This is a genomic window from Vogesella margarita, from assembly GCF_028548475.1.
Classification (GTDB): Bacteria; Pseudomonadota; Gammaproteobacteria; order Burkholderiales; family Chromobacteriaceae; genus Vogesella; species Vogesella margarita.
The window spans coordinates 131632-151869 of sequence record NZ_JAQQLE010000009.1 but is presented as its reverse complement, the minus strand read 5'-3'; the positions used below and the strand labels follow the sequence as shown (position 1 = coordinate 151869).

Sequence of the window (20238 nt, the reverse complement as noted above, 5' to 3'; positions counted from 1 at the left end):
GGCGCGCCTTGGCTCAGGTACTCTGCGAGGTTTTGTTCGCGGCTCTTATCTGGAGCGGGTAATGGTAGCGGCTTTGCCCGGCGGCGGGGGTGCTAAACTTGGCACCTTGATGACTACGCCATCACCACGCCATGTCCCTGCACCTGTACCAGTCCAACCGCCTCGAAGCCCTCGGCATTCTTTATCGCCACCTGACTGACAGCCCGCTGGCCGATCCGTTCGCGCCGGAAGTGGTGATGGTGCAAAGCCGCGGCATGGGGCGCTGGCTGACGCTGCAGCTGGCGCGCGAGCGCGGCCTTGCGGCCAACCTTGAATTCGTGCTGCCGGCCGGCTTCGGCTGGCGGCTGATGAAGACGGTGCTGCCCGAGCTGCCGCCCAAGTCCGCCTTTGCGCCGGAGGTGCTGACCTGGCGGCTGATGGAGGTGTTGCCCACACTGCAGGGCGAGCCGTACACGCCGCTGGTGCGTTATCTGGAAGGCGGGCCGCTGGCCTGTTTCGAGCTGGCCGGCAAGATCGCCGACATCTACGACCAGTACCTGGTGTTCCGTCCGGCGTGGATCCGCGCGTGGGAGGCCGGCCAGCGCCTGGATCTGGGCGAGGACGAGGCGTGGCAGGCGGCGCTGTGGCAAAGGTTGGCCGCGGAGCTGCCCGGCCGCCACCGCGTCACCATGCTCGACGACTTCTTTGCGCGCCTGCGGCCGGAGCACCTGCCCGAGCGGGTGTCGGTGTTCGGCATCGCCACGCTGGCGCCGATGTACCTGGCGCTGTTGCTGCGCATGGCCGAGCTGACCGAGGTCAACGTGTTCCTGCTCAACCCGTGCGAGGCCTACTGGGGCGACATAGTCGACGCGCGCGGCCAGCTCAAGCTGTTCGCCCGTGGCGAAAGCGCCGACGGCGGCCACCCGCTGCTGGCGTCGCTGGGGCAGCAGGGGCGCGACTTCTTCGACGACATCGCCGCCGGCGTGCCGGACGCCGAATCGATGTTCCTGCCCCCCGCCGGCGACAGCCTGCTGGCGCGGCTGCAGCGCGACATCTTGCAGCTCAGCCCACCTGCGGCCAACGTGCAGCCGCCGGCGGCGGACGACCGCTCCATCGTCTGCCACATCACCCACAGCCCGATGCGCGAGCTGGAGGTGCTGAAGGACCGCCTGCTGTCTATGCTGGTGGCCGACCCGACGCTGACCCCGGCCGACATCGCGGTGCTGACGCCGGACATCAACGCCTACGCGCCCTATATCGATGCCGTGTTCGGCTACCGCAGCGACGCGCCGTCCATCCCCTACAGCATTGCCGACCGCCGCCTGACCCGCGAAGTGCCGCTGTTGGCCACCTTCGGCGCGGTGCTTGAGCTGGCCGACTCGCGCTTTGCCGCCGACGAGGTGCTGGCGCTGCTCGATTGCCGCGAGCTGCTGGCCCGCTTCGGCCTTGCCGACGAGGACGTGACCCTGCTGCGCGGCTGGGTGCGCGGCGCCGGCATCCGCTGGGGCCGCGATGCGGCGCACAAGGCCGAACTGGGCCTGCCGGCCGAGGCCACGCACAGCTGGCGCTGGGGGCTGGACCGCCTGCTGCTGGGCACGCTGCTGCCGGCCAGCCTCGCCGGCGACGGCGAGCCGCTGTTTGGCGGCCTGCTGCCCGACGGCGCGGCGCAAGGCCAGGCCGCCGAGCGGCTGGCGCGGCTGGGCGCGCTGTTCGACACGCTCAGCGTGCTGGCCGAGCGGTGGGCGCAGCCGGCCAGCGTCGCCGACTGGGCGGCGCGTCTGCGCGAAGCCGCAGCCAGCCTGTTCCAGGTCGAGGAAGACGGCGAAGCCGCGTTGCAGGTGCTGCACGGCATCGCCGACGAACTGGCCGCCGATGCCGCGCTGGCCGTTTTCGACGGCAGCGTGCCGCTAGCGGTGGTGCGCGACGCGGTGTTGCGCCAGCTGCAGGTGGCCAGCAGCGGCGGTTTCCTCACCGGCGGGCTGACCTTCTGCGCGATGGTGCCGATGCGCTCCATCCCGTTCCGCGTGCTGTGCCTGATCGGCATGAACGACGGCGCCTACCCGCGCGACGAGCGCCCGGTCAGCTTCGATCTGGTGGCGCGCCATCCGCAAAAGGGCGACCGCTCACGCCGCTTCGACGACCGCTACCTGTTCCTGGAGGCCATCCTGTCCGCTCGCGATACGCTCTACCTCAGCTGGGTTGGCCGCAGCGTGCGCAGCGACGAGCCGCTGCCGCCGTCGCCGCTGGTGGCCGAGCTGCTGGACACGCTGGCCGCGATGAGCGGCGGCGACATCGGCGACACCATCACCACCCGCCACCCGCTGCAGCCGTTCTCGCGCGCCTACTACCGCGCCGCCGACAGCTTCGAGCCGGTGTGGCAGCAGGCGCTGGCCGCACCGCCGGCCGTGCCGCAACCGTTTGCGGCCAACCTTGCGCTGCCGGAGCTGACCTCGGTGCGGCTGGCCGATCTCTTGCGCTTCTGGCGCAACCCGGTGCGCGCCTGGCTGGCCGACCGTCTCGGCCTGAAGCTGGAGCGCATCGCCGACGAGCTGCCCACGCGCGAGCCGTTCGCCATCGACCGCGACAGCCGCGCCGACATCCGCGACACGCTGGTGCACACCCTGCTCGCGCGCCAGCCGCTGCGCCATGCAGAAGCGCGGCTGCAGGGGCGCGGCCTGCTGCCGGACGCCGCGCTGGGTGAGTCGTGGCTGGCGCTGGAACGCGCCGCCAGCGCCCGCTTTGCCGCGCGCCTGCCGGCCACGCTGCTGGACGACACCCTGCCGCCGCAGCCGGTGCGGCTGCAACTGGGTGACATCCTGCTCAGCGGCGAGCTGTCCGGCCTGCGCCCCGAGGGCCTGCAGCGCGTGGTGCCGCGCAAGGCCTACGCCGGCGACCTGATCGCGCTGTGGCTGGAACACCTGGTGCGCCTCGCCGCCGCCGTGCCCGGCATCGCGCCGCAATCGCAGCTGTTCGCCGAAGACGGCGTGCACGGCTTCGGCCCGGACGACGGCGACGGTGCGCCGCTGGACGCTGCCGGCCTGTTGCACGCCTGGCTGCTGCGCTACCGCCAGGGACAAAGCCAGCCGCTGCCGTTCTTCGCCCGCACCTCGCTGGCCTACGCCCGCGCCAAGCCGGGGCAGGAACTGGACGCCGCGCAAAATGAATGGGCGCCCGATTTCACCGGCTTCGGCCGCAGCCCGCAGCGCGACGACGCCGCCAACCTGCTGGTGTTCCGCCATCAGGAACCACTGTCCGACCCGCTGTTCGCGCAACTGGCGGAAACGCTGCTGAAACCGATGGTGGCGGCGTTGAAGGCGGGGGAGGAGTGAGGGGATGGGAATCAGCCACGAAAGGGCGTAGGTCGGCTTACAAGTGTAGGGTGCGTCACCGGCAGGGTAACGCACCTCGATGGCTGCGCTAACCCGATCTACGATAATCGAGCAAGCAATGTCGTCAGCCAGAACCAGCCCGACGCGCCCGATCCCGTTGGTGCAAGCCGTGAAAACTGGCGCCATCCCGGAAACAAGCCGCCCTCTTTTAAGCGCAGCGGATGGGCGGCGCCGGGATGACGTCGGTTTTCACGGGAATTCTTGCGCCTTCGGGTCGCCTTTTCTTTGGGTACTTTCTTTTGGCGAAGCAAAAGAAAGTACCCCGCCGTCGCGCGGAAAGCGGCAGATAAAAAACATCCGCGCAGCGGATACACCAGACAGAGCAAGGTCGGCCGCAAAACCTGACGCGGCTTGCGGCCAACCTTGGTCATTAATTTGCGGTAAACGTTGTCGTCATGGTGCGCAGTCGGCGCACCAGGCAGCAGCCAGAAAACACCCGCGCAGCGGATAGCAAAACGGTAGACAACAGACATGCACCCCCTCGACCCCCTGAACTGCCCGCTCGCCGGCACCAACCTGATCGAAGCCTCGGCCGGGACCGGCAAGACCTGGACCATCGCCGCGCTGTATACCCGCCTGCTGCTGGAGCACGACGCCGACGGCAACCCGCCGCCGACGCTGGACAAGCTCTTGGTGGTCACCTACACCAAGGCCGCGACCGCCGAGTTGCGCGACCGCCTGCGCCGGCGGCTGGCGGAGCTCGCGCGGGTGATGGATGGCGAGGCGGTAGGGGATGACTTCCTGACGGCGCTGGCGGCACGGCTGGCGGCGCAGGACGGTGCGATGGCGCGGGAGCGGCTGCGTACCGCGATCAACGGCTTCGACGCGGCGGCGATCTACACCATTCACGGCTTCTGCCAGCGCGTGCTGACCGATGCGGCGTTTGACAGCGGCCAGACCTTTGCCGCCGAGCTGGCCAGCGACAACCTGGCCGACTTGCAGCAGCTGGCCGACGACTTCTGGCGCCGTCACATCGTGGCGCTGCCGGCGCTGGCGCAGGTGCTGGCCGAGAACGGCGACACGCCGGAAGGCTGGCTGGCCGAGATCCGCCCGTACCTGTCCAAGCCCTACCTGCGCCACCCCGACATCGACAGCGCCGCGCTGCTGGACGCGCGCGCGGCGGTGGCGGCGGCGTGGCAGCCGCTGCAGGCCGATGCCGCCACCATCGAGGAGGGCTGTGCGCTGCTGCTGGCGGCCGAAGGGCTGAGCCGCACCAGCTACAAGCCGGAACAGCGCCAGCGCTATGTGAAATTGCTGCAGTTGCTGGCAGCGGATGCCGGCCTGCCGCAGCTGTCGTCGGCGCAGGAAAAGGACCTGCAGCGGCTGACGCCGGTGGCGCTGGCCAAGGGCTGCAACAAGGGCGCCATCCCGCCCGAACACGCGCTGTTCGGTCTGGTGGAAACGTGGCTGGCGGCGTGGGCCAAGTACAGCGTCGCGCTTGCGCAGCAACTGGCCGGGCTGAAGCTGCAGATGATCGCCTGGATCAACCGCCACGCGGTGGCGCAGCGCCGCGCCACGCGCAGCCGCGGCTTCGACGACCTGCTCACTGACCTGGCCGCCGCGCTGGAGGACGCCGAGCACGGCCCAAGGTTGGCCGCACGCATCGCCGCGGATTTCTCGGTGGCGCTGATCGACGAGTTCCAGGACACCGATCCGCTGCAGTACCGCATCTTCCGCCACGCCTTCGTGCAGCAGCAGCGGCCGGTGTTCATGGTGGGCGATCCGAAACAGGCGATCTATAGCTTTCGCGGTGCCGACATCTTCGCCTACCTCACCGCGCGCAACGACGCGCCCGCCGAGCGCCAGTACACGTTGCTGACCAACCGCCGCTCGCAGCCGCCGCTGGTGGCGGCGGTGAACGCGCTGTTCGACCGGCCACAGCCGTTTTTGCTGGACGGCATAGCCTACCCGCCGGTGGACGCGGCGCCGGCCGGCGGCAGCGTGCTGGAAGTGGACGACGGCGACGCCGCCTTCAACCTGCTGACCTTCCCGGCCAGCGACAGCGCCAAGGGCGTGTCGAAGACCGAGGCCACGCCTTACGCCGCCGACGCCTGCGCGCACGAGATCGCGCGCCTGCTGGCGCTGGCGCGGGCCGATCAGGCACGGCTGCGCAAGGGTGACAGCGTGCGGCCGCTGGCCGGCGGCGACATCGCGGTGCTGGTGGCCACCCACCGCCAGGGCGACGCGGTGCGCGAGGCGCTGGCGGCGCGCGGCGTGCCGTCGGTGGCGCTGACGCAGGAGAGCGTGTTCGCCAGCCGCGAGGCGGGCGAGCTGCTGGCGCTGCTGCGCGCGTGGGCGGAGCCGGCGTCGGAAGGGCGGCTGAAGGCGCTGTGCGCCACCGAGCTGTTCGGCCTCGACGCCGCGCGGCTGCTGGCCTTGCTGGAAGACGAGACGGCGTGGGAAGCGCAGCTTGCGGCCAACCTTGACGATCACAAGGCGTGGCAGCAGCGCGGCTTCATGGCGGCGTGGCGGGCGTTTTTCGCGCGGCAGGCGGTGGCGGTGCGGCTGTTGCCGCAGCCGGACGGCGAGCGGCGGCTGACCAACCTCGGCCACCTGGCCGAGCTGATCCAGCAGCAGAGCGAGCACACGGCCGGCATCGCGCCGCTCTTGGCGTGGTTCGAGGCGCAGGTGGCCAGCCCGCCGGCGGCGGAAGAGGCGCTGCTGCGGCTGGAAAGCGACGCCGAGCTGGTCAAGATCGTCACCATCCACACCGCGAAAGGCTTGCAGTACCCGCTGGTGTTCTGCCCCTTCCTGTGGGACGGCGCGCTGGAGCGGCGCGACACCACCTTCTGGCGTTACCGCGACGGCGACGAATCGTGGCTGGCGCCGGACGATCTGGTCAGCGCCAGCGCGCGCGACGCGGCGCGCAGCGAGATCCTGGCCGAGAAGCTGCGCCTGCTGTACGTGGCGCTGACCCGCGCCGAGCACCGCCAGTACGTGGTGTGGGGCCATGTGCAGAAGATGCACACCGCCGCGCTGTCGTGGCTGCTGCACGGCCGCGCCGCGGCCAACCTGGCGCAGCTGGAGGCGGGCGAGCTGCTGGCGTCGCAGCTGGCGGACGACGTGGCCGATCTGGCGGCGCGGCTGCCAGACGCGGTGCGCTGCCGCGAGGTGGACGTCGCGCTCAACGCGCTGCCGCCGGAAGCGGCGCCGGACTTCGTGCCGCAGCTGGCCGGCGTCCACCGCTCGCTGTACACGCCGTGGCGGGTCAGCAGCTTTACCGGCCTGACGCGCCACCTGCACGGCGGCGCCAGTCCGCGCAGCGAGGCGCCGGATCACGACCACGGCCCGCTGCAAGAGCCGGACGCGGTGGTGGCTGCCAACCGTTTCAGCTTTCCGCGCGGGGCGCGTGCCGGCACCTGCCTGCACGAGATGTTCGAGCGCGCCGATTTCACCCGGCCGGAAGGTTGGCCGCAGGTGGTGCAGGAGGCGCTGCACAAGCACGGTTTCGATGCGCAGTGGCAGGACGCGGCGCTGGCGATGCTGCACGACACCCTGCACTGCGAGATCGCGCCCGGCGTGCGCCTGGCGGCGGTGCCGAATGCGCGGCGGCTGGTCGAGATGGAGTTCACGCTGCCGGCCGACGGCCTGAGCCTGCCGGCGCTCAAACGCATCCTGACCGACCCGGCGCTGGGCCTCGCCGCACCGCTGCGCGAGGCGGCGGCGACGCTGACCTTCGACCGCGTGCAGGGTTATCTGAAAGGCTTCATCGACCTCGCCTTTATCCACGGCGACGCGCTGTGGCTGGTGGACTACAAGTCCAACCACCTTGGCGACGGCTTTGCCTGCTACGGCGACGACGCGCTGGCGGCGTCGGTGGCGCGCGAGCACTACTACCTGCAATACCTGATCTACTGCGTGGCGCTGCGCCGCTATATCGCCCAGCGCGCGCCGCAGCTGAAGCTGGGCGGCGTGCATTATTTGTATTTGCGCGGCATCAGCGACGCGGGCTATGGCGTGTGGCGCGATGCGCCGTCGGACGCGCTGCTGGATGCGCTGGACGGGGTGTTCCGGGCGGCAGCGCCGGCGTAGGGTGCGTCACCCGGCTTGCCGGGCGACGCACCGGTGGCGAAGGAAGCAGGGCAGGTAGGTTGGCGCTGAGCTTGCGAAGCCCAACGTTTACCGCGATTGCATGAAGGGTTGGCCGCAAGCCGTGACGGGGTTTGCGGCCAACCTTGTTTTTGAGGTAAGCAAAGAAAAGGCGACCCGACGGCACAAGAATTCCCGTGCAAACCGCTGCCGTCCCGGCGCCGCCCATCCGCTGCGCTCAAAAGAGGGCGGCTTGTTTCCGGGCTGGCGGCAGTTTGCACGGCTTGCGCCAACGGGAATGGGCACGTCGGTGTGGCTCTGGCTGTTGCGGGGGATCGGGTTTTGTCCGTGTCTTTCCGTGGTCAGAAAGCAAAACTGATTACCGTGCCAGTCTTGTGTTCGTCCGAGGTGTGGCTCCGCCATGACGAGCCCAAGCCTTGATCCTGGTCGCGATCGCGCCGGCCGATCCGTGCTGCAATGGCCGTCTCCGTACCGATGGCATTGACGTTACAATCATGTCATCGAGCATCGCTACCTGTGCCGCTTGCGGCCAACCTTGCAAAGGATTGCCCCATGTTTGAATCCGCCGAGATCGGCCACGTCATCGACAAGAGTACCTACAAGGCCGAGGAGGCCGCGCTGCGCGAGGCGTTGCTGGACGTGCAGTACGAGCTGAAGCAGCGCGGCGAATTCCCGCTCCTGCTGCTGCTGCACGGCATGGACGGCGCCGGCCGTGGCGAGACGCTGAGCCAGATCAACGAGTGGCTGGACCCGCGCCTGATCCACACCGCCGCCTTCGACAAGCCCAATGACGACGCGCGCGAGCGGCCGTGGATGTGGCGTTACTGGCGCGAGCTGCCGGCCAAGGGCCGCATCGGCATGTTCTTCGGCTCCTACTACTCCGATGCACTGTTCGACCGCGTCGACGGCAAGAGCAACCGCGACGCCTTCGACAAGCAGCTGTTCGACATCCTGCGCTTCGAGCGCATGCTGGCCAACGACGGCGTGCTGGTGCTGAAGTTCTGGCTGCACCTGACCGAGGACAAGCAGAAGAAGCGGCTGAAGACGCTGGAGAAGGACCCGGCTACGGCCTGGCGCGTCAGCCAGGCCGACTGGCAGCACCACCAGCAGTACAAGCGCATCCGCGACAACGCCGAGCACATGATGCGGCTGACCAATACCGCCTACGCGCCGTGGCTGGTGGTGGACGGCGAGGACGCCAACTACCGCAGCCTGACCGTCGGCCGCGCACTGCTGCAGGCGCTGCAGCAGCGGTTGGCGCTGGATCACGCGTGGCAGGCACGCTCCGACGTGGCGGCGATCACGCCGCCGGCGGACAACAAGCTGCTGCTGGAATCGCTGCAGCTGGACCAGACGCTGTCCAAGGGCGACTACCAGCGGCAGCTGGAGGCGCTGCAGGGGCGGCTGAACGGGCTGACGCGGCATCCGAAGTTCGCCGAGCATTCGCTGGTGCTGGCGTTCGAGGGCAACGACGCCGCCGGCAAGGGCGGCGCCATCCGCCGCATCACCCAGGCGCTGGACGCACGGCGTTACCGCATCGTGCCGGTGGCGGCGCCGACCGAGGAGGAACGCGCGCAGCCGTGGCTGTGGCGCTTCTGGCGCCATGTGCCGGGCAAGGGCAAGGTCACCATCTTCGACCGCAGCTGGTACGGCCGCGTGCTGGTGGAACGGGTGGAGGGCTTCGCCAGCACCGCCGACTGGATGCGCGGCTACTACGAGATCAACGACTTCGAGCACCAGCTGCGCGACAACAACGCCATCGTGCTGAAGTTCTGGCTGGCGATCAGCGCCGATGAGCAGCTGACGCGCTTCAAGTCGCGCGAGGAAACCGGCTTCAAGCGCTTCAAGATCACCGAGGAAGACTGGCGCAACCGCGACAAGTGGGACGACTACAAGGTGGCGGTGTGCGACATGATCGACCGCACCAGCACCAGCGCCGTGCCGTGGACGCTGGTGCCGGCCAACAACAAGTACTACGCGCGCATCAAGATCCTGACCACCATCTGCGAGGCGCTGGAGGCCAAGCTCGGCGCCTGAGCGCCAGTTGCGTTATCGTGATCGTCCATTCCGGTTACCCGCTGCGGCGGGTAACGTCTTTTACCAGGTTTGCCCATGACTGCCACCGTCAGCGACAGCTTTCTTCCCGACCAGCTCGCCCGCCTGTTCGCGCGGCTGGACCCCGAGCACGGCCCGGCGCTGCAGCCCTTGCTGCAGCGGCTGCTGGCGGCGGTGGCCGGCGGCCACGTGTGCCTGTCCGGCCTGTCCGGCGACGACTACGCACGGCTGCGGCGCAGCCCGCTGGCCGGGCGCGCCGGCGACTACACGCCGCTGGTGCTGGACGAGGGTGGGCGGCTGTATCTCGCGCGCCACTGGCAGGACGAGACGCAGCTGGTGGCGGCGCTGACGCGGCTGGCGCGCGACCCGCAGCCGTTGGGCGGCGCTATCGAGCCGGTGCTGGACGCGCTGTTCGGGGCCACCGCTGCCGGCGACTGGCAAAGGTTGGCCGCGCGGCTGGCCACCGAGCGCCGCTTCATGGTGATCTCCGGCGGCCCCGGCACCGGCAAGACCACCACCGTGGTGCGGCTGCTGGCGGCGCTGGCGGCGTTGTCGCCACGGCCGCTGGTGATGGCGATGGCGGCGCCGACCGGCAAGGCGGCGGCGCGGCTGACCGAATCGGTGCGTGCCGCGCGCGAGGCGCTGCCGGTAGCTGACGCGGTGCGCGCGCAGCTGCCGGACAAGGCGCAGACGCTGCACCGCCTGCTCGGGCTGGTCCCGGGCACCGCGCGGCCGCGCCAGCATGCGGCCAACCCTTTGCCGCTGGACGTGCTGGTGGTGGACGAGGCGTCGATGGTGGACCTCACGCTGATGGCGCAGACGGTGGCGGCGCTGCCCTCGCACGCGCGGCTGATCCTGCTGGGCGACCGCGACCAGCTGGCGTCGGTGGAGGCCGGCGCGGTGCTGGGCGACATCTGCAGCCGGCAGGCGTGGCGCAGCGACACGGCGCAAGGCCTGCTTGCCGCCGGCGTCAGCCTGCCCGGCGTGATCGACGACAGTGCCATCCTCGCCGACAGCGTGGTGGTGCTGCAGAAAAGCCACCGCTTTGGCGCCGACTCCGGCATCGGCCGCCTGGCGCGCGCGGTCAATGCCGCAGCGCTGGACGAGGTGCACGCGCTGCTGGCGCAGGAGCAGGCCGACATCCGGCTGCAAGCGGCGCTGCCCGACGCCGCCGGCCTGCTGGCGCAGCGCGCCGACTACTGGCAGGCGCTGGCACAGCTGGACGAGGGAGCAGAAGACTGGGTGCCGCTGTTTGCCGCCTTCAACCGCTTCATGTTGCTGGCTGCGGAGCGGCACACGGTGGCGGCCATCAACGCGCAGATCGAGGCCGAGCTGGAAAGGCTGGGCCGCAAGGCCGCCGGCAGCGACTGGTACGCCGGCCGCCCGGTGATGGTGACGCGCAACGACTACGGCATCGGCCTGTTCAACGGCGACATCGGCCTCACCGTGATGCGGGAAGGGCGCTTGCGGGTGGTGTTCCCCACCACCGACGGCGGCTGGCGCGAGGTGGCGCCGGCGCGGCTGCCGGAGCACGACACCGTGTACGCGATGACGGTGCACAAGTCGCAGGGCTCGGAGTTTGCCAGCGTGTGGCTGGCGCTGCCGGCGGCGCCAAGCGCGGTGCTGACCCGCGCGCTGGTCTATACCGCGATTACCCGCGCCCGCGACGTGTTTGTGCTGGCCGGCAACCCGGCGGTGCTGGAGGCCGGCGTACTCAACGCGCCGCCGCGGCAATCCGGCCTCGCCGAACGGCTGTGGCCGCAGCCATGAACGGGTGAACCAATCGCCTGCCGGCGGCGTCTGTCTGTGACAGGCTGACGGACGGGCCGCCAGCATCCTGAGCGTGAAAGGTTGGCCGCATGACGACACCACTGAAAATCGGGCTTTCCGCCCGCATCTACCACCCGCAGCCCGGTGCCGACGGGCTGCAGTCGAAAACCCTGCAATACCTGGAGCAGTCGGTGGCGCACTGGGTGATGTCGCGCGACGTGATGGTGCTGATGATCCCCACCGTGCTCGGCGACGGCATGATCAACCGCAGCAGCATCCGGCTGGCCGATTACGCGCGCTACCTGGACGGCTTGGTGCTGCAGGGCGGCGCCGATCTCAGCCCGCGCAGCTACGGCGAGGAGCCGCTGCACGAGGACTGGCACGGCGACGCGGTGCGCGACGCCTACGAGATGGAGCTGTTCCACGAGTTCGTCGAGGCCGGCAAGCCGGTGCTGGGCATCTGCCGCGGCGCGCAGCTGATCAACGTCGCGCTCGGCGGCACGCTGTACCAGGACATCCCCAGCCAGCTGGGCGTGACGCACCACCAGCACAGCGACTACGACAGCCACGCCCACGACATCGTGCTGACGCCGGCGTCGCAGCTTGCCGACCTGCTCGGCGGGCAGGCGGGCAAGCAGGTGATCTCCATCCACCACCAGGCGATCCGCGCGCTGGGGCGTGGCCTGCTGGTGGAGGCTCGCGCCAGCGACGACGGCCTGATCGAGGCGGTACGGCTGGACGACGACAACTTCGTCTGCGGCCTGCAGTGGCACCCGGAATTCCACCCGCCCGGCGCCGCGCACCTGCTCGACTGCACCCCGGTGCTGGACCGCTTCCTGTTGCGCGCTCGCGAGCGCTCGCGGCGCTGAACGGTGCGGTCACATTTTTTCTTGAGGAATGGCTTGACAGGGTGGGGAACGTTACATATAATTCGCTCCACTTCTTCGGAAGTGACGGAGTGTAGCACAGCCCGGTAGTGCGCCTGCTTTGGGAGCAGGAGGTCCAAGGTTCGAATCCTTGTACTCCGACCAACATGAAAGCCAGTTATCCTCGTGATAACTGGCTTTTGCGTATTCTGCGGCCCGCCAGAACAATCTGGCGGGCCGTTGTCGTTTCCGCGCCGCCTTGCCGCGCGCCGGCGCCGCTCATGCTGCGTCACGCCACTATCGTCCCCGTCGCTGTCAGAACTTTCTCATCGTGCTGCCGTTTAGCCGTGCCCCTCAGGCCGTACCGTGGCGGTATTGCCGCCTGCGCCAGCTTATCCACAACGACCGGCCTGCGCTGCAAGTTATCCACAGTCGGCACGCCATGCCCGACACGTTCACCCGTGCGGCGGCTGGCGCCAAAAGCAAAACACCCCGCACGCGGCGGGGTGTTTGTCAGGCTGGCCGCAAGCGGCAGGGCCGGTATTACTTCTCGACGAAGGCGCGTTCGATCGCGTAGTGGCCGGGTTCGCCCATGCGTGGCGACTCGACGAAGCCGAGGCTGTCCAGCAGCTTGCAGGTGTCTTCCAGCATGGCCGGGCTGCCGCACAGCAGCGCGCGGTCGGTCTGCGGGTTCAGCTGCGGCAGGCCGATGTCGGCAGCCAGCTTGCCGTTCAGGATCAGGTCGGTCAGGCGGCCCTGGTTGCGGAACGGCTCGCGCGTCACGGTCGGGTAGTAGATCAGCTTCTCGCGGATCATCTCGCCCAGGAACTCGTGCTCGGCCAGTTCCTTGGTGATGTAGTCCTGATAGCCCAGCTCGCTGACCCAGCGTACGCCGTGGATCAGCACGATCTTCTCGTAGCGGTCGTACACGTCCGGGTCCTTGATGATGGACATGAACGGGGCGAGGCCGGTGCCGGTGGACAGCAGGTACAGGTTCTTGGCGTCCGGCAGCAGGTTGTCCTGCACCAGGGTGCCGGTCGGCTTGCCGGAGATCACCACCTTGTCGCCCGGCTGGATGTTCTGCAGGCGCGAGGTCAGCGGGCCGTTCGGCACCTTGATCGAGTAGAACTCAAGGTGCTCTTCCCAGTTGGCGCTGGCCACCGAGTAGGCACGGATCAGCGGTTTGCCGTTCACTTCCAGACCGATCATCACGAACTGGCCGTTGATGAAACGCAGACCCGGGTCGCGGGTGCAGGTGAAGCTGAACAGGGTGTCGTTCCAGTGATGGACGGACAGGACGGTTTCGGAGGAAAGAGTAGCCATGAGTGTCGTCTTTATCAAACGGGCAAATTCAACAAGCGCGTATTCTAACCCGACTTCCAAATAACTGCTTGGATGTAAAGGTTCTGTCTTTATTGCTTTTTTGATTTATATCAGGGGATAGAATGATAGCCGTTCTCGAATGGCCCGCCGTGGCGGGCTGGCCGGCGCTGACGGCGGCCTCGCTTGCCCTGCCGGCTGCGGCGCGATATGTTGCCATGCAACAACACGCGGGAGAGATCTGGACATGAAACTGTGCGTAATCAGCGGCGACGGCATCGGTCGCGAGGTGGTGCCGCAGGCGGTACGGGTATTGCGCCGGCTGCTGCCGGCTTTGCAGATCGTCGAGGCCGAGGCCGGCTGGGACACTTTCCGCCAGCAGGGCACGGCGTTGCCGGCGGCGACGCTGGCGGCGGCGCGCGAGTGCGGTGCGGTGCTGTTCGGCGCGGTCAGCTCGCCGGCGTATCCGGTGGCCGGCTACCGCTCGCCCATCGTGCAGCTGCGGCGCGAGCTGGGCTGCCACGCCAATATGCGGCCAACCCTGAGCCTGCCCGGCTGTGGCGCGGCCGAGGGCATCGACCTCATGATCGTGCGCGAGAACACCGAAGACCTGTACGTCGGCGAGGAGCAGTCCGACGGCGACACCGCCACCGCGATCAAGCGCATCACCCGTGTCGCCTCGCGCCGCGTCGCCGAGACCGCGTTCCGCCTGGCGCAGGATGGCGGCCGCCACCGCGTGACCATCATGCACAAGGCCAACATCATGCCGCTCACCGACGGCCTGTTCCGCGATGCGGCGCGCGATGTGGCGGCGGATTATCCGCAGATCGCGGTGGACGAGCTGCTGGTCGACACCGCCGCGCTGAAGCTGGCGCAGGCGCCGCAGGGTTTCGACGTGCTGCTGGCGCCCAATCTGTACGGCGATATCCTGTCCGATCTGGCGGCGGCGTTCGGCGGCGGGCTGGGGGTGGCGGCGTCGCTGAACCTAGGTAGCGAGGCGGCCATCGCCGAGCCGGTGCATGGCTCGGCGCCGGACATCGCCGGCCGTGGTATCGCCAACCCGGTGGCCAGTTTGTTGTCGCTGGCGCTGCTGCTGCGCCACTGGTGGGCGCAGCCAACGTTGGCCGCACGCCTGGAGCAGGCGGTGCGGCGCACCCTGGCCGATGGCATTGCCACCCCCGATCTCGGCGGGGAGGCCACTACGGCGGCATTTTGCGATGCGGTGCTGGCGCGGCTGGATTGAGCGCGGCCTGCGACAAGATGCCGCATATCGCTGTCGCCGCGCATTGGCTATAGTCAGAAGTGGCGGAGAGGCGTCTTCGCCAAGCGAACTGGAACTGGCCGTCCGCAACAGCGGGCGGCCTTTTTTATGCCCGGATCCGCGACGGGCGCGCAAACAAAAAAGCCCTGACGCGGTTGCGCAGGGCTTTGATGAGTCTTGTGGTGGGGGGAGAAGGATTCGAACCTTCGAAGGCTGAGCCGTCAGATTTACAGTCTGATCCCTTTGACCGCTCGGGAATCCCCCCTACAAGAGCGGCGCATGATAGCCGCCCGTTGCAAGGCTGTCAAGCCTGTGGCCGGAAAAATGTGCGGCGGCAGGCTGCGACAAATGGTCGCAGCCTGCCGTGGCCGCCGCTGGCGATGCTAAAGTAGCCGCCATGATGACTTCCACTTTTCCGGCACTGTTTGCGGCCAACCTTGGCCCGGTGGCGCAGGCGGTGCGGCGTTTGCGCTGGCTGATGCTGCTCGCGGCGCTGCTGGCACTGGGGCTGGGCGCCGCGCTGGCGCTGCAGTTGCCGTGGCTGCTGCTATTGCAGGCGCTGGCGACGCTGGCGCTGCTCAATCTCGCCATGTGGCGCTGGCCACTGTCGCCACGGCGGCAACTGGCGCTGGGCCTGTTCAGCGACGTGCTGGTGCTCTCCGAGGTGCTGGCCTTCAGCGGCGGCGCCGCCAATCCGCTGGCTTCGCTGTACCTGCCGCCGGTGCTGCTGGCGGCGTTGTTGCTGCCGCCGCGCCAGGCCTGGCTGCTGGCACTGTCGAGCCTGGGCGGCTACGCGCTGCTGTTTGGCTGGCACCTGCCGTGGCCGCTGGCCGGCGACGATGCCGCCTACGCCTTCCGCCTGCATCTGGTCGGCATGTGGCTGACCTTTGCGATGTCGGTGCTGCTGCTGACCGGCTTCGTGTCTTCGCTGGCGCGACAGCTGGCGCAGCGCGAGGCGGCGCTGGCACAGGCGCGCGAGGCGCAGCTGCGCGACGAGCAGCTGGTGGCGCTGGGAGTGCAGGCGGCAGGCACCGCGCACAGCCTGTCGACGCCGCTCAACACGCTGACCCTGCTGTGCGACGAGCTGTGCGCCGGCACGACCGACGATGCCGCGTTGCAGTCCGATCTGCAGCTGATGCGGCAGCAGCTGGCGCTGTGCCGCGAGGCGCTGGTGCAGCTCAAGGCCGGCGCCGAAAGCCGGCCGTCGCCGCAGCCGATCGGCGACGCATTGGCGCAGCAGCTGCAGGGCTGGCAGGCGACGCGGCCGGGGGTGCGGCTGCAGCGTGACGGCCTGCTGCACGGCGGGCCGCCGATGGCGCCTGACCCGCGTTTCTGGCCGGCACTGTTCAATCTGCTCAACAACGCGGCGGAGGCCGGTGGCGGCGAGGTGGAGCTGGACGCCGCCATCGTCACCGGCCAGCTGCAACTGCGCATCCGCAACCGGCGCGGCCGCCTCAGCGCCGAGCAGCTGGCGCGGGCCGGGCTGGCGCCGCTGGACAGCGACAAGCCGGCCGGCCTCGGCCTCGGCGTGATGCTGTCGCACGTGACACTGTCGCACCTGGGCGGCGAGTTGCGACTGGAAAACGATGCCGCCGGCGGCGTGTGCGCCACGCTGCGGCTGCCGCTGGAGGGCGACGCATGATGGACATCCTGCTGGTGGAAGACGACGCGGCCTTCGCCGCGATGCTGGCGCGCAGCCTGCAGCGCCGCGGCCATGCGGTACGCCATACGGCCAACGTTGCCGCCGCGCTGCAGGAGGCGGCCCGTACGCCGCAGGCGATCATCCTCGATCTCAATCTCGGCGGCGACAGCGGCCTGCGCCTGCTGCCGCAACTCCTGGCCGTGGCGCCACAGGCGCGGCTGCTGGTGCTGACCGGCTACGCCAGCATCGCCACCGCGGTGGAGGCGGTGAAGCTGGGCGCGGTCAACTACCTGGCCAAGCCGGCCGGCGCCGACGAGATCCTGGCCGCGCTCGGCGCGCCGGCGCCCAACCCGGAGTGTGCGCTGCCCGCCGCGCCGATGTCGCTGAAGCGCGTCAGCTGGGAGCACCTGCAGCGGGTGCTGGCCGAGCACGACGGCAACGTCTCCGCCACTGCCCGCGCGCTGAACATGCACCGGCGCAGCGTGCAGCGCATGCTGGCCAAGCGTCCGGTGCGTGATTGAGCCGACGGGCGCCAGGTCACTGGTCGGCCGCGAACGCCGCGTGCGGCGCTAAGTCACTGATAAAGCAGTGGACAAATTAGAGTAATTGCCTTAGATTGTGCGCTGCACTCAAGCCGAAAGGTTTTTGTGGTGTTAGCCCCTCGAAGCATCCGTCGGCCTTGTGCCGGTGTGGTGTTTCTTCCTCGTGTTGGCCCCTGTGGAGACCCTCAGGGGATTTTTTTTGCCTGCCGTTTTTGCCGGCCGGCTTCGGATACGACAATGCGGCCAAGCTTGAGACAAGGTTGGCCGCATGGTTTTGGGGACGTGGCCATGCTTACAGCCACTTGCCCGGGTTCATGATGCCTTGCGGATCGAGCGCCTGTTTCACCGCGCGCATCACCGCCAGCGCCGCCGGGTCCTTGTAGCGCTGCAGCCAGTGGCCCTTGAGCTGGCCAACGCCGTGCTCGGCCGCCAGGGTGCCGCGCAGGCGGTGGACCTGTTCGTAGACGATGGCGTTGACCGCGTCCTCGTCGGCAAACAGCTCGGCATTGCCGGGGCGGGTGTAGCTGATGTTGTAGTGCAGGTTGCCGTCTCCGGCGTGGCCGAAAGCGACGATGCGCACGCCGGGGAAGGCGGCCTGCAGCGCCGCGCCGCAGGCGCGCAGGAAGGCCGGGATCGCCGAGGTCGGCACGCCGATGTCGTGCTTGATGCTGGGGCCGTCGCGCTTTTGCAGCTCCGACATCTGTTCGCGCAGCTGCCACAGCCGTTCGCGTTCGCTGTCGTTCTGTGCCAGCACGCCGTCGCCGAGGCCGCGCGCGGCCAGCCACTGCAGCAGCCGCTCCTGCAGGCTGGTGTTGTCGCCGCTGTCGGACAGCTCGACCAGCAGCGCCCACGGCGCCCGGAACGGCAGCGCGCCCGGCTGGTACTTGTCGACCAGCTGCTGGCACACCTCGGACATCATCTCGAAGCTGGTCAGCCGGTCGCCGAACGCCGCCTGCAGCGCGTTGAGGGTGGCGATGGCCTCGTCGGCGCCGGCGACACCGAGCAGCGCGGTGGCGTGTGCGGTGGGCTGCGGGAACAGCTTCAGCGTGGCGGCGGTGATCAGCCCAAGCTGGCCTTCGGCGCCGATGAACAGCTGCTTCACGTCCAGGCCGCTGGTGTCCTTGCGCAGCGCGGTCAGCGTGTCCAGCAACTGCCCGTCCGGCAGCACCACCTCCAGCCCCAGCGTCAGCTCGCGCATGGTGCCGAAGCGCAGCACGGCGAGGCCGCCGGCGTTGGTGGACAGGTTGCCGCCGATCTGGCAGCTGCCTTCGCTGGCCAGCGACAGCGGGAACAGCAGCCCGGCGCCGGCCGCCGCCGCCTGCACCGCCGCCAGCGTGCAGCCGGCCTCGACGGTGAGGGTCTGATTGGCCGCATCGACGGCGCGGATGCGGTTCAGCCGCCGCAGCGCGATGACCAGTTGCCGGCCGCTGCCGTCCGGCGTCGCCGCGCCGCAGGTGGAGGTGTTGCCGCCTTGCGGCACGATGGCGATGTTTTCCGCCGCACACAGCCGCACCAGCGCCGCCACTTCCTCGCGGTTGCCCGGCAAGGCCACCGCCAGCGGCGTGCCGTGGTAGCGGCCGCGGTAGTCGGTAATGAAGGGCGCGATGTCGTGCGGCGTGGTCAGCAGGTTGGCGGCGCCGACAATGGCGGCCAACGACGCAAGCAGATCGGTCATGGGGTGGTTTCCGGTTCGGCGCTGGTGTCGGAGTCGCAGCCGGCGCCGATGGCCAGATAGCGTCGCGCCAAGAGCGCGAACAGCGGCACGGCGACGGCGGGCAGCCAGCGCAGGTAGTGGGTGGGGGCGGCGAGCAGGCCGCAGCGGTAGCGCGCGGCCGCAGCCTGCCACTGCAGTGCCGGGCAGGCGCCGTCACGGTGGCGCAGCAGCAGGGTCGACAGCGGGCAGGGCGCGGCCGCGCAGCACACGCCGCAGCCGTTGCAGGCGGCGCCGACGGCCGGTTTGGCCGGTGCGGCGCGGGCCAGCCAGATGCGCTGCGGCGCGCTCATGTCAGTGTCCGCGCTCCGGCGCCATCAGCGCGTCCGGATGCTCCCAGCCGGGCCGGGCGGCGATGCGTGTCAGCCAGGCGGCGATGTGCGGCCAGGCTTGCAGGTCGATGCCGGCGTCGGCGGCCCACCACAGGTAGGCGCTGGCCGACAGGTCGGCGACCGACAGGCCGCCGGCGAGCAGGTAGTCCTGCGTCGCCAGCTGCGCGTCCAGCACGTCCAGGTCGGCGCGGCAACGCTGTTCCAGCCAGGCTTCGACCTCTGCCGGCTGCGGCGCGAAGCCGCGCGCGTAGCGCAGATTGGGCAGCGACAGGCCGATGCGGTTGCTCTCCCAGCTCAGCCACTCGCGCAGCGTCTGGCGCTCGCCGGGCTGGCCGGCGAGCACGCCCTGGCTTTCCGCCAGCCACTGCAGGATGGCGTTGGACTGCACCATCGCCACGCCGTCGACCACCAGCGCCGGCACCTCGTCCCAGCGGCTGGCGGCGCGGAAGTCGGCCGGGCGCTCGGCGCGCGGGGTGGACAGCGCGACGTTGCGGTATTCATGCGCGACCTTGCCCAGCACCAGCGCCAGACGCACTTTGTAGCTGTGACCGGACAGACGGTTGCCGTAGAGGACGAGACTGCTCATGGGGGGCTCCTGTGCCAAGCGGGCGCGGCCCGCTCAAGCCTGTGATGATACGCGCAAGTGGCGGCTTAACCCAGCCAGCTGCCGCGCAGCAGGCGGTAACCCCAGGCCAGGATGTCGGCGCCGGCCCACCACAGCAGCGCGACATAGGCCCACGCCAGCACGGTGGCGACATAGCCGGCCAGCAGCAGCGCGCCATCGCGCAGGCGCAGCCCCCACGCCAGCAGCACCACCGCGGCGGCTGGCACCATATTGTCGAAGGAGATCACCGGCACCGGCACCATCATCGACAGCCCGGCCAGCGCCAGCATGCCGCCATTGAGGTAGCGGTAGCGCGGCGAGCTGAGCCGCAACAGCCGCGGCCGGCTGCGCGACAGCAGGTGCCGGTTGAGGTGTGCCAGCAACCGCTGCAGGTGCTCGCCCAGCGCCGGCGGCAGGCGGCGTTGCGCCAGCCACGACGGCAGCGCCACCGGCCGTGCCAGCAGCAGGCCGCCGGCCAAGAGCAGGCACAGCGCGCCGACGCTGGTGGCCATGCCGGGCACGGTCAGCGGCAACAGCAGCGGCAGCGCCAGCAGCCCCAGCCAGCGCAACTGCTGGCGCGGGTGGCGGCCGACGGCCTCGCCGAGGGTGGCGTGCGACAGCGGGGGAGGAGGGGCGTGCGCGCGGTCTTGGCGCGCAGGGCGGGAGCGGTGAGGCAGCATGGCGGTCCACGAAACGAAGGCAACAAGCACTATGCGA

At 69.5% G+C, this 20238-nt stretch carries 14 protein-coding genes and 2 tRNA genes; 9 read left to right on the top strand and 7 right to left on the bottom strand.

Annotated features, from left to right (window positions below; translation table 11 throughout):
- Positions 1-131 precede the first annotated feature (131 nt).
- The gene (recC, locus tag PQU96_RS11185) at positions 132-3308 is read left to right on the top strand and encodes an exodeoxyribonuclease V subunit gamma (RefSeq protein ID WP_272772409.1); all 3177 of its coding nucleotides are present in this window, start codon (positions 132-134) and stop codon (positions 3306-3308) included.
- Positions 3309-3406: 98 nt separating this feature from the next.
- Here recC and PQU96_RS11180 read toward each other — a convergent pair whose 3' ends face one another.
- The gene (locus PQU96_RS11180; protein WP_272772408.1) at positions 3407-3841 is read right to left on the bottom strand and encodes a hypothetical protein; all 435 of its coding nucleotides are present in this window, start codon (positions 3839-3841) and stop codon (positions 3407-3409) included.
- Here PQU96_RS11180 and recB point away from each other — a divergent pair.
- The 5 genes from recB (at position 3840) to PQU96_RS11155 (ending at position 12274) form a co-directional block, all read left to right on the top strand.
- On the top strand, positions 3840-7400 hold the full coding sequence (gene recB / locus PQU96_RS11175; RefSeq protein ID WP_272772407.1) for an exodeoxyribonuclease V subunit beta: 3561 nt from the start codon (positions 3840-3842) through the stop codon (positions 7398-7400). The genes PQU96_RS11180 and recB overlap by 2 nt on opposite strands.
- A 570-nt stretch (positions 7401-7970) precedes the next feature.
- Positions 7971-9455: a polyphosphate:AMP phosphotransferase gene (gene pap, locus PQU96_RS11170; RefSeq protein WP_272772406.1), complete on the top strand. Its 1485-nt coding sequence runs from the start codon at positions 7971-7973 to the stop codon at positions 9453-9455.
- A 75-nt stretch (positions 9456-9530) separates the two neighbouring features.
- On the top strand, positions 9531-11243 hold the full coding sequence (recD, locus tag PQU96_RS11165) for an exodeoxyribonuclease V subunit alpha (RefSeq protein ID WP_272772405.1): 1713 nt from the start codon (positions 9531-9533) through the stop codon (positions 11241-11243).
- An 89-nt stretch (positions 11244-11332) separates the two neighbouring features.
- Positions 11333-12112 carry a gamma-glutamyl-gamma-aminobutyrate hydrolase family protein gene (locus PQU96_RS11160; RefSeq protein WP_272772404.1) on the top strand — a complete coding sequence of 260 codons (780 nt, stop codon included), beginning with the start codon at positions 11333-11335 and terminating at the stop codon, positions 12110-12112.
- Positions 12113-12197: 85 nt separating this feature from the next.
- Positions 12198-12274 (top strand) — tRNA-Pro (locus PQU96_RS11155).
- 378 nt (positions 12275-12652) lie between these two features.
- Here the strand turns inward: PQU96_RS11155 and PQU96_RS11150 are convergent.
- Positions 12653-13432 (bottom strand): ferredoxin--NADP reductase, encoded by a 780-nt coding sequence (locus PQU96_RS11150; protein ID WP_272772402.1) that lies wholly within the window; start codon positions 13430-13432, stop codon positions 12653-12655.
- Between the two features lie 244 nt (positions 13433-13676).
- Here PQU96_RS11150 and PQU96_RS11145 point away from each other — a divergent pair, with 244 nt between their 5' ends.
- Complete coding sequence (locus PQU96_RS11145; protein ID WP_272772401.1) at positions 13677-14672, top strand: isocitrate/isopropylmalate dehydrogenase family protein; 996 nt, start codon at positions 13677-13679, stop codon at positions 14670-14672.
- A gap of 198 nt (positions 14673-14870) precedes the next feature.
- On the opposite strand, the gene PQU96_RS11140 is transcribed toward PQU96_RS11145, so the two are convergent.
- A tRNA-Tyr gene (locus PQU96_RS11140) sits at positions 14871-14955 on the bottom strand.
- Between the two features lie 132 nt (positions 14956-15087).
- Between PQU96_RS11140 and PQU96_RS11135 the strand changes: the two genes are divergently transcribed.
- Together PQU96_RS11135 and PQU96_RS11130 are read left to right on the top strand one after the other, a co-directional pair.
- Positions 15088-16332: an ATP-binding protein gene (locus tag PQU96_RS11135; protein ID WP_272772400.1), complete on the top strand. Its 1245-nt coding sequence runs from the start codon at positions 15088-15090 to the stop codon at positions 16330-16332.
- The gene (locus tag PQU96_RS11130) at positions 16329-16853 is read left to right on the top strand and encodes a response regulator transcription factor (protein ID WP_272772399.1); all 525 of its coding nucleotides are present in this window, start codon (positions 16329-16331) and stop codon (positions 16851-16853) included. The genes PQU96_RS11135 and PQU96_RS11130 overlap by 4 nt, the downstream gene beginning before the upstream one ends.
- A 313-nt stretch (positions 16854-17166) precedes the next feature.
- On the opposite strand, the gene PQU96_RS11125 is transcribed toward PQU96_RS11130, so the two are convergent.
- The 4 genes from PQU96_RS11125 to PQU96_RS11110 all read right to left on the bottom strand — a co-directional run bounded on the left by PQU96_RS11125 (position 17167) and on the right by PQU96_RS11110 (position 20201).
- The gene (locus PQU96_RS11125) at positions 17167-18549 is read right to left on the bottom strand and encodes an FAD-binding oxidoreductase (RefSeq protein WP_272772397.1); all 1383 of its coding nucleotides are present in this window, start codon (positions 18547-18549) and stop codon (positions 17167-17169) included.
- Positions 18546-18878, bottom strand: a complete 333-nt coding sequence (locus PQU96_RS11120; protein WP_272772395.1) for a hypothetical protein — start codon at positions 18876-18878, stop codon at positions 18546-18548. Before PQU96_RS11120 ends, PQU96_RS11125 begins: the two co-directional genes overlap by 4 nt.
- A 1-nt stretch (position 18879) precedes the next feature.
- The gene (locus tag PQU96_RS11115; RefSeq protein WP_272772394.1) at positions 18880-19503 is read right to left on the bottom strand and encodes a glutathione S-transferase family protein; all 624 of its coding nucleotides are present in this window, start codon (positions 19501-19503) and stop codon (positions 18880-18882) included.
- A 65-nt stretch (positions 19504-19568) separates the two neighbouring features.
- Positions 19569-20201, bottom strand: coding sequence for an exopolysaccharide biosynthesis protein (locus PQU96_RS11110; RefSeq protein WP_272772393.1), 633 nt, complete (start codon positions 20199-20201; stop codon positions 19569-19571).
- Between the last annotated feature and the right edge of the window lie 37 nt (positions 20202-20238).

What these genes read in the sequence shown, in the direction of transcription:
- PQU96_RS11110 (WP_272772393.1), bottom strand. Translation starts at nt 20,201, where the DNA reads ATGCTGCCTCACCGCTCCCGCCCTGCGCGCCAAGACCGCGCGCACGCC.
- PQU96_RS11180 (WP_272772408.1), bottom strand. Translation starts at nt 3,841, where the DNA reads ATGTCTGTTGTCTACCGTTTTGCTATCCGCTGCGCGGGTGTTTTCTGG.
- PQU96_RS11150 (WP_272772402.1), bottom strand. Translation starts at nt 13,432, where the DNA reads ATGGCTACTCTTTCCTCCGAAACCGTCCTGTCCGTCCATCACTGGAAC.
- PQU96_RS11135 (WP_272772400.1), top strand. Translation starts at nt 15,088, where the DNA reads ATGATGACTTCCACTTTTCCGGCACTGTTTGCGGCCAACCTTGGCCCG.
- PQU96_RS11125 (WP_272772397.1), bottom strand. Translation starts at nt 18,549, where the DNA reads ATGACCGATCTGCTTGCGTCGTTGGCCGCCATTGTCGGCGCCGCCAAC.
- PQU96_RS11120 (WP_272772395.1), bottom strand. Translation starts at nt 18,878, where the DNA reads ATGAGCGCGCCGCAGCGCATCTGGCTGGCCCGCGCCGCACCGGCCAAA.
- PQU96_RS11130 (WP_272772399.1), top strand. Translation starts at nt 16,329, where the DNA reads ATGATGGACATCCTGCTGGTGGAAGACGACGCGGCCTTCGCCGCGATG.
- recD (WP_272772405.1), top strand. Translation starts at nt 9,531, where the DNA reads ATGACTGCCACCGTCAGCGACAGCTTTCTTCCCGACCAGCTCGCCCGC.
- PQU96_RS11145 (WP_272772401.1), top strand. Translation starts at nt 13,677, where the DNA reads ATGAAACTGTGCGTAATCAGCGGCGACGGCATCGGTCGCGAGGTGGTG.
- PQU96_RS11160 (WP_272772404.1), top strand. Translation starts at nt 11,333, where the DNA reads ATGACGACACCACTGAAAATCGGGCTTTCCGCCCGCATCTACCACCCG.
- recC (WP_272772409.1), top strand. Translation starts at nt 132, where the DNA reads ATGTCCCTGCACCTGTACCAGTCCAACCGCCTCGAAGCCCTCGGCATT.
- PQU96_RS11115 (WP_272772394.1), bottom strand. Translation starts at nt 19,503, where the DNA reads ATGAGCAGTCTCGTCCTCTACGGCAACCGTCTGTCCGGTCACAGCTAC.
- pap (WP_272772406.1), top strand. Translation starts at nt 7,971, where the DNA reads ATGTTTGAATCCGCCGAGATCGGCCACGTCATCGACAAGAGTACCTAC.
- recB (WP_272772407.1), top strand. Translation starts at nt 3,840, where the DNA reads ATGCACCCCCTCGACCCCCTGAACTGCCCGCTCGCCGGCACCAACCTG.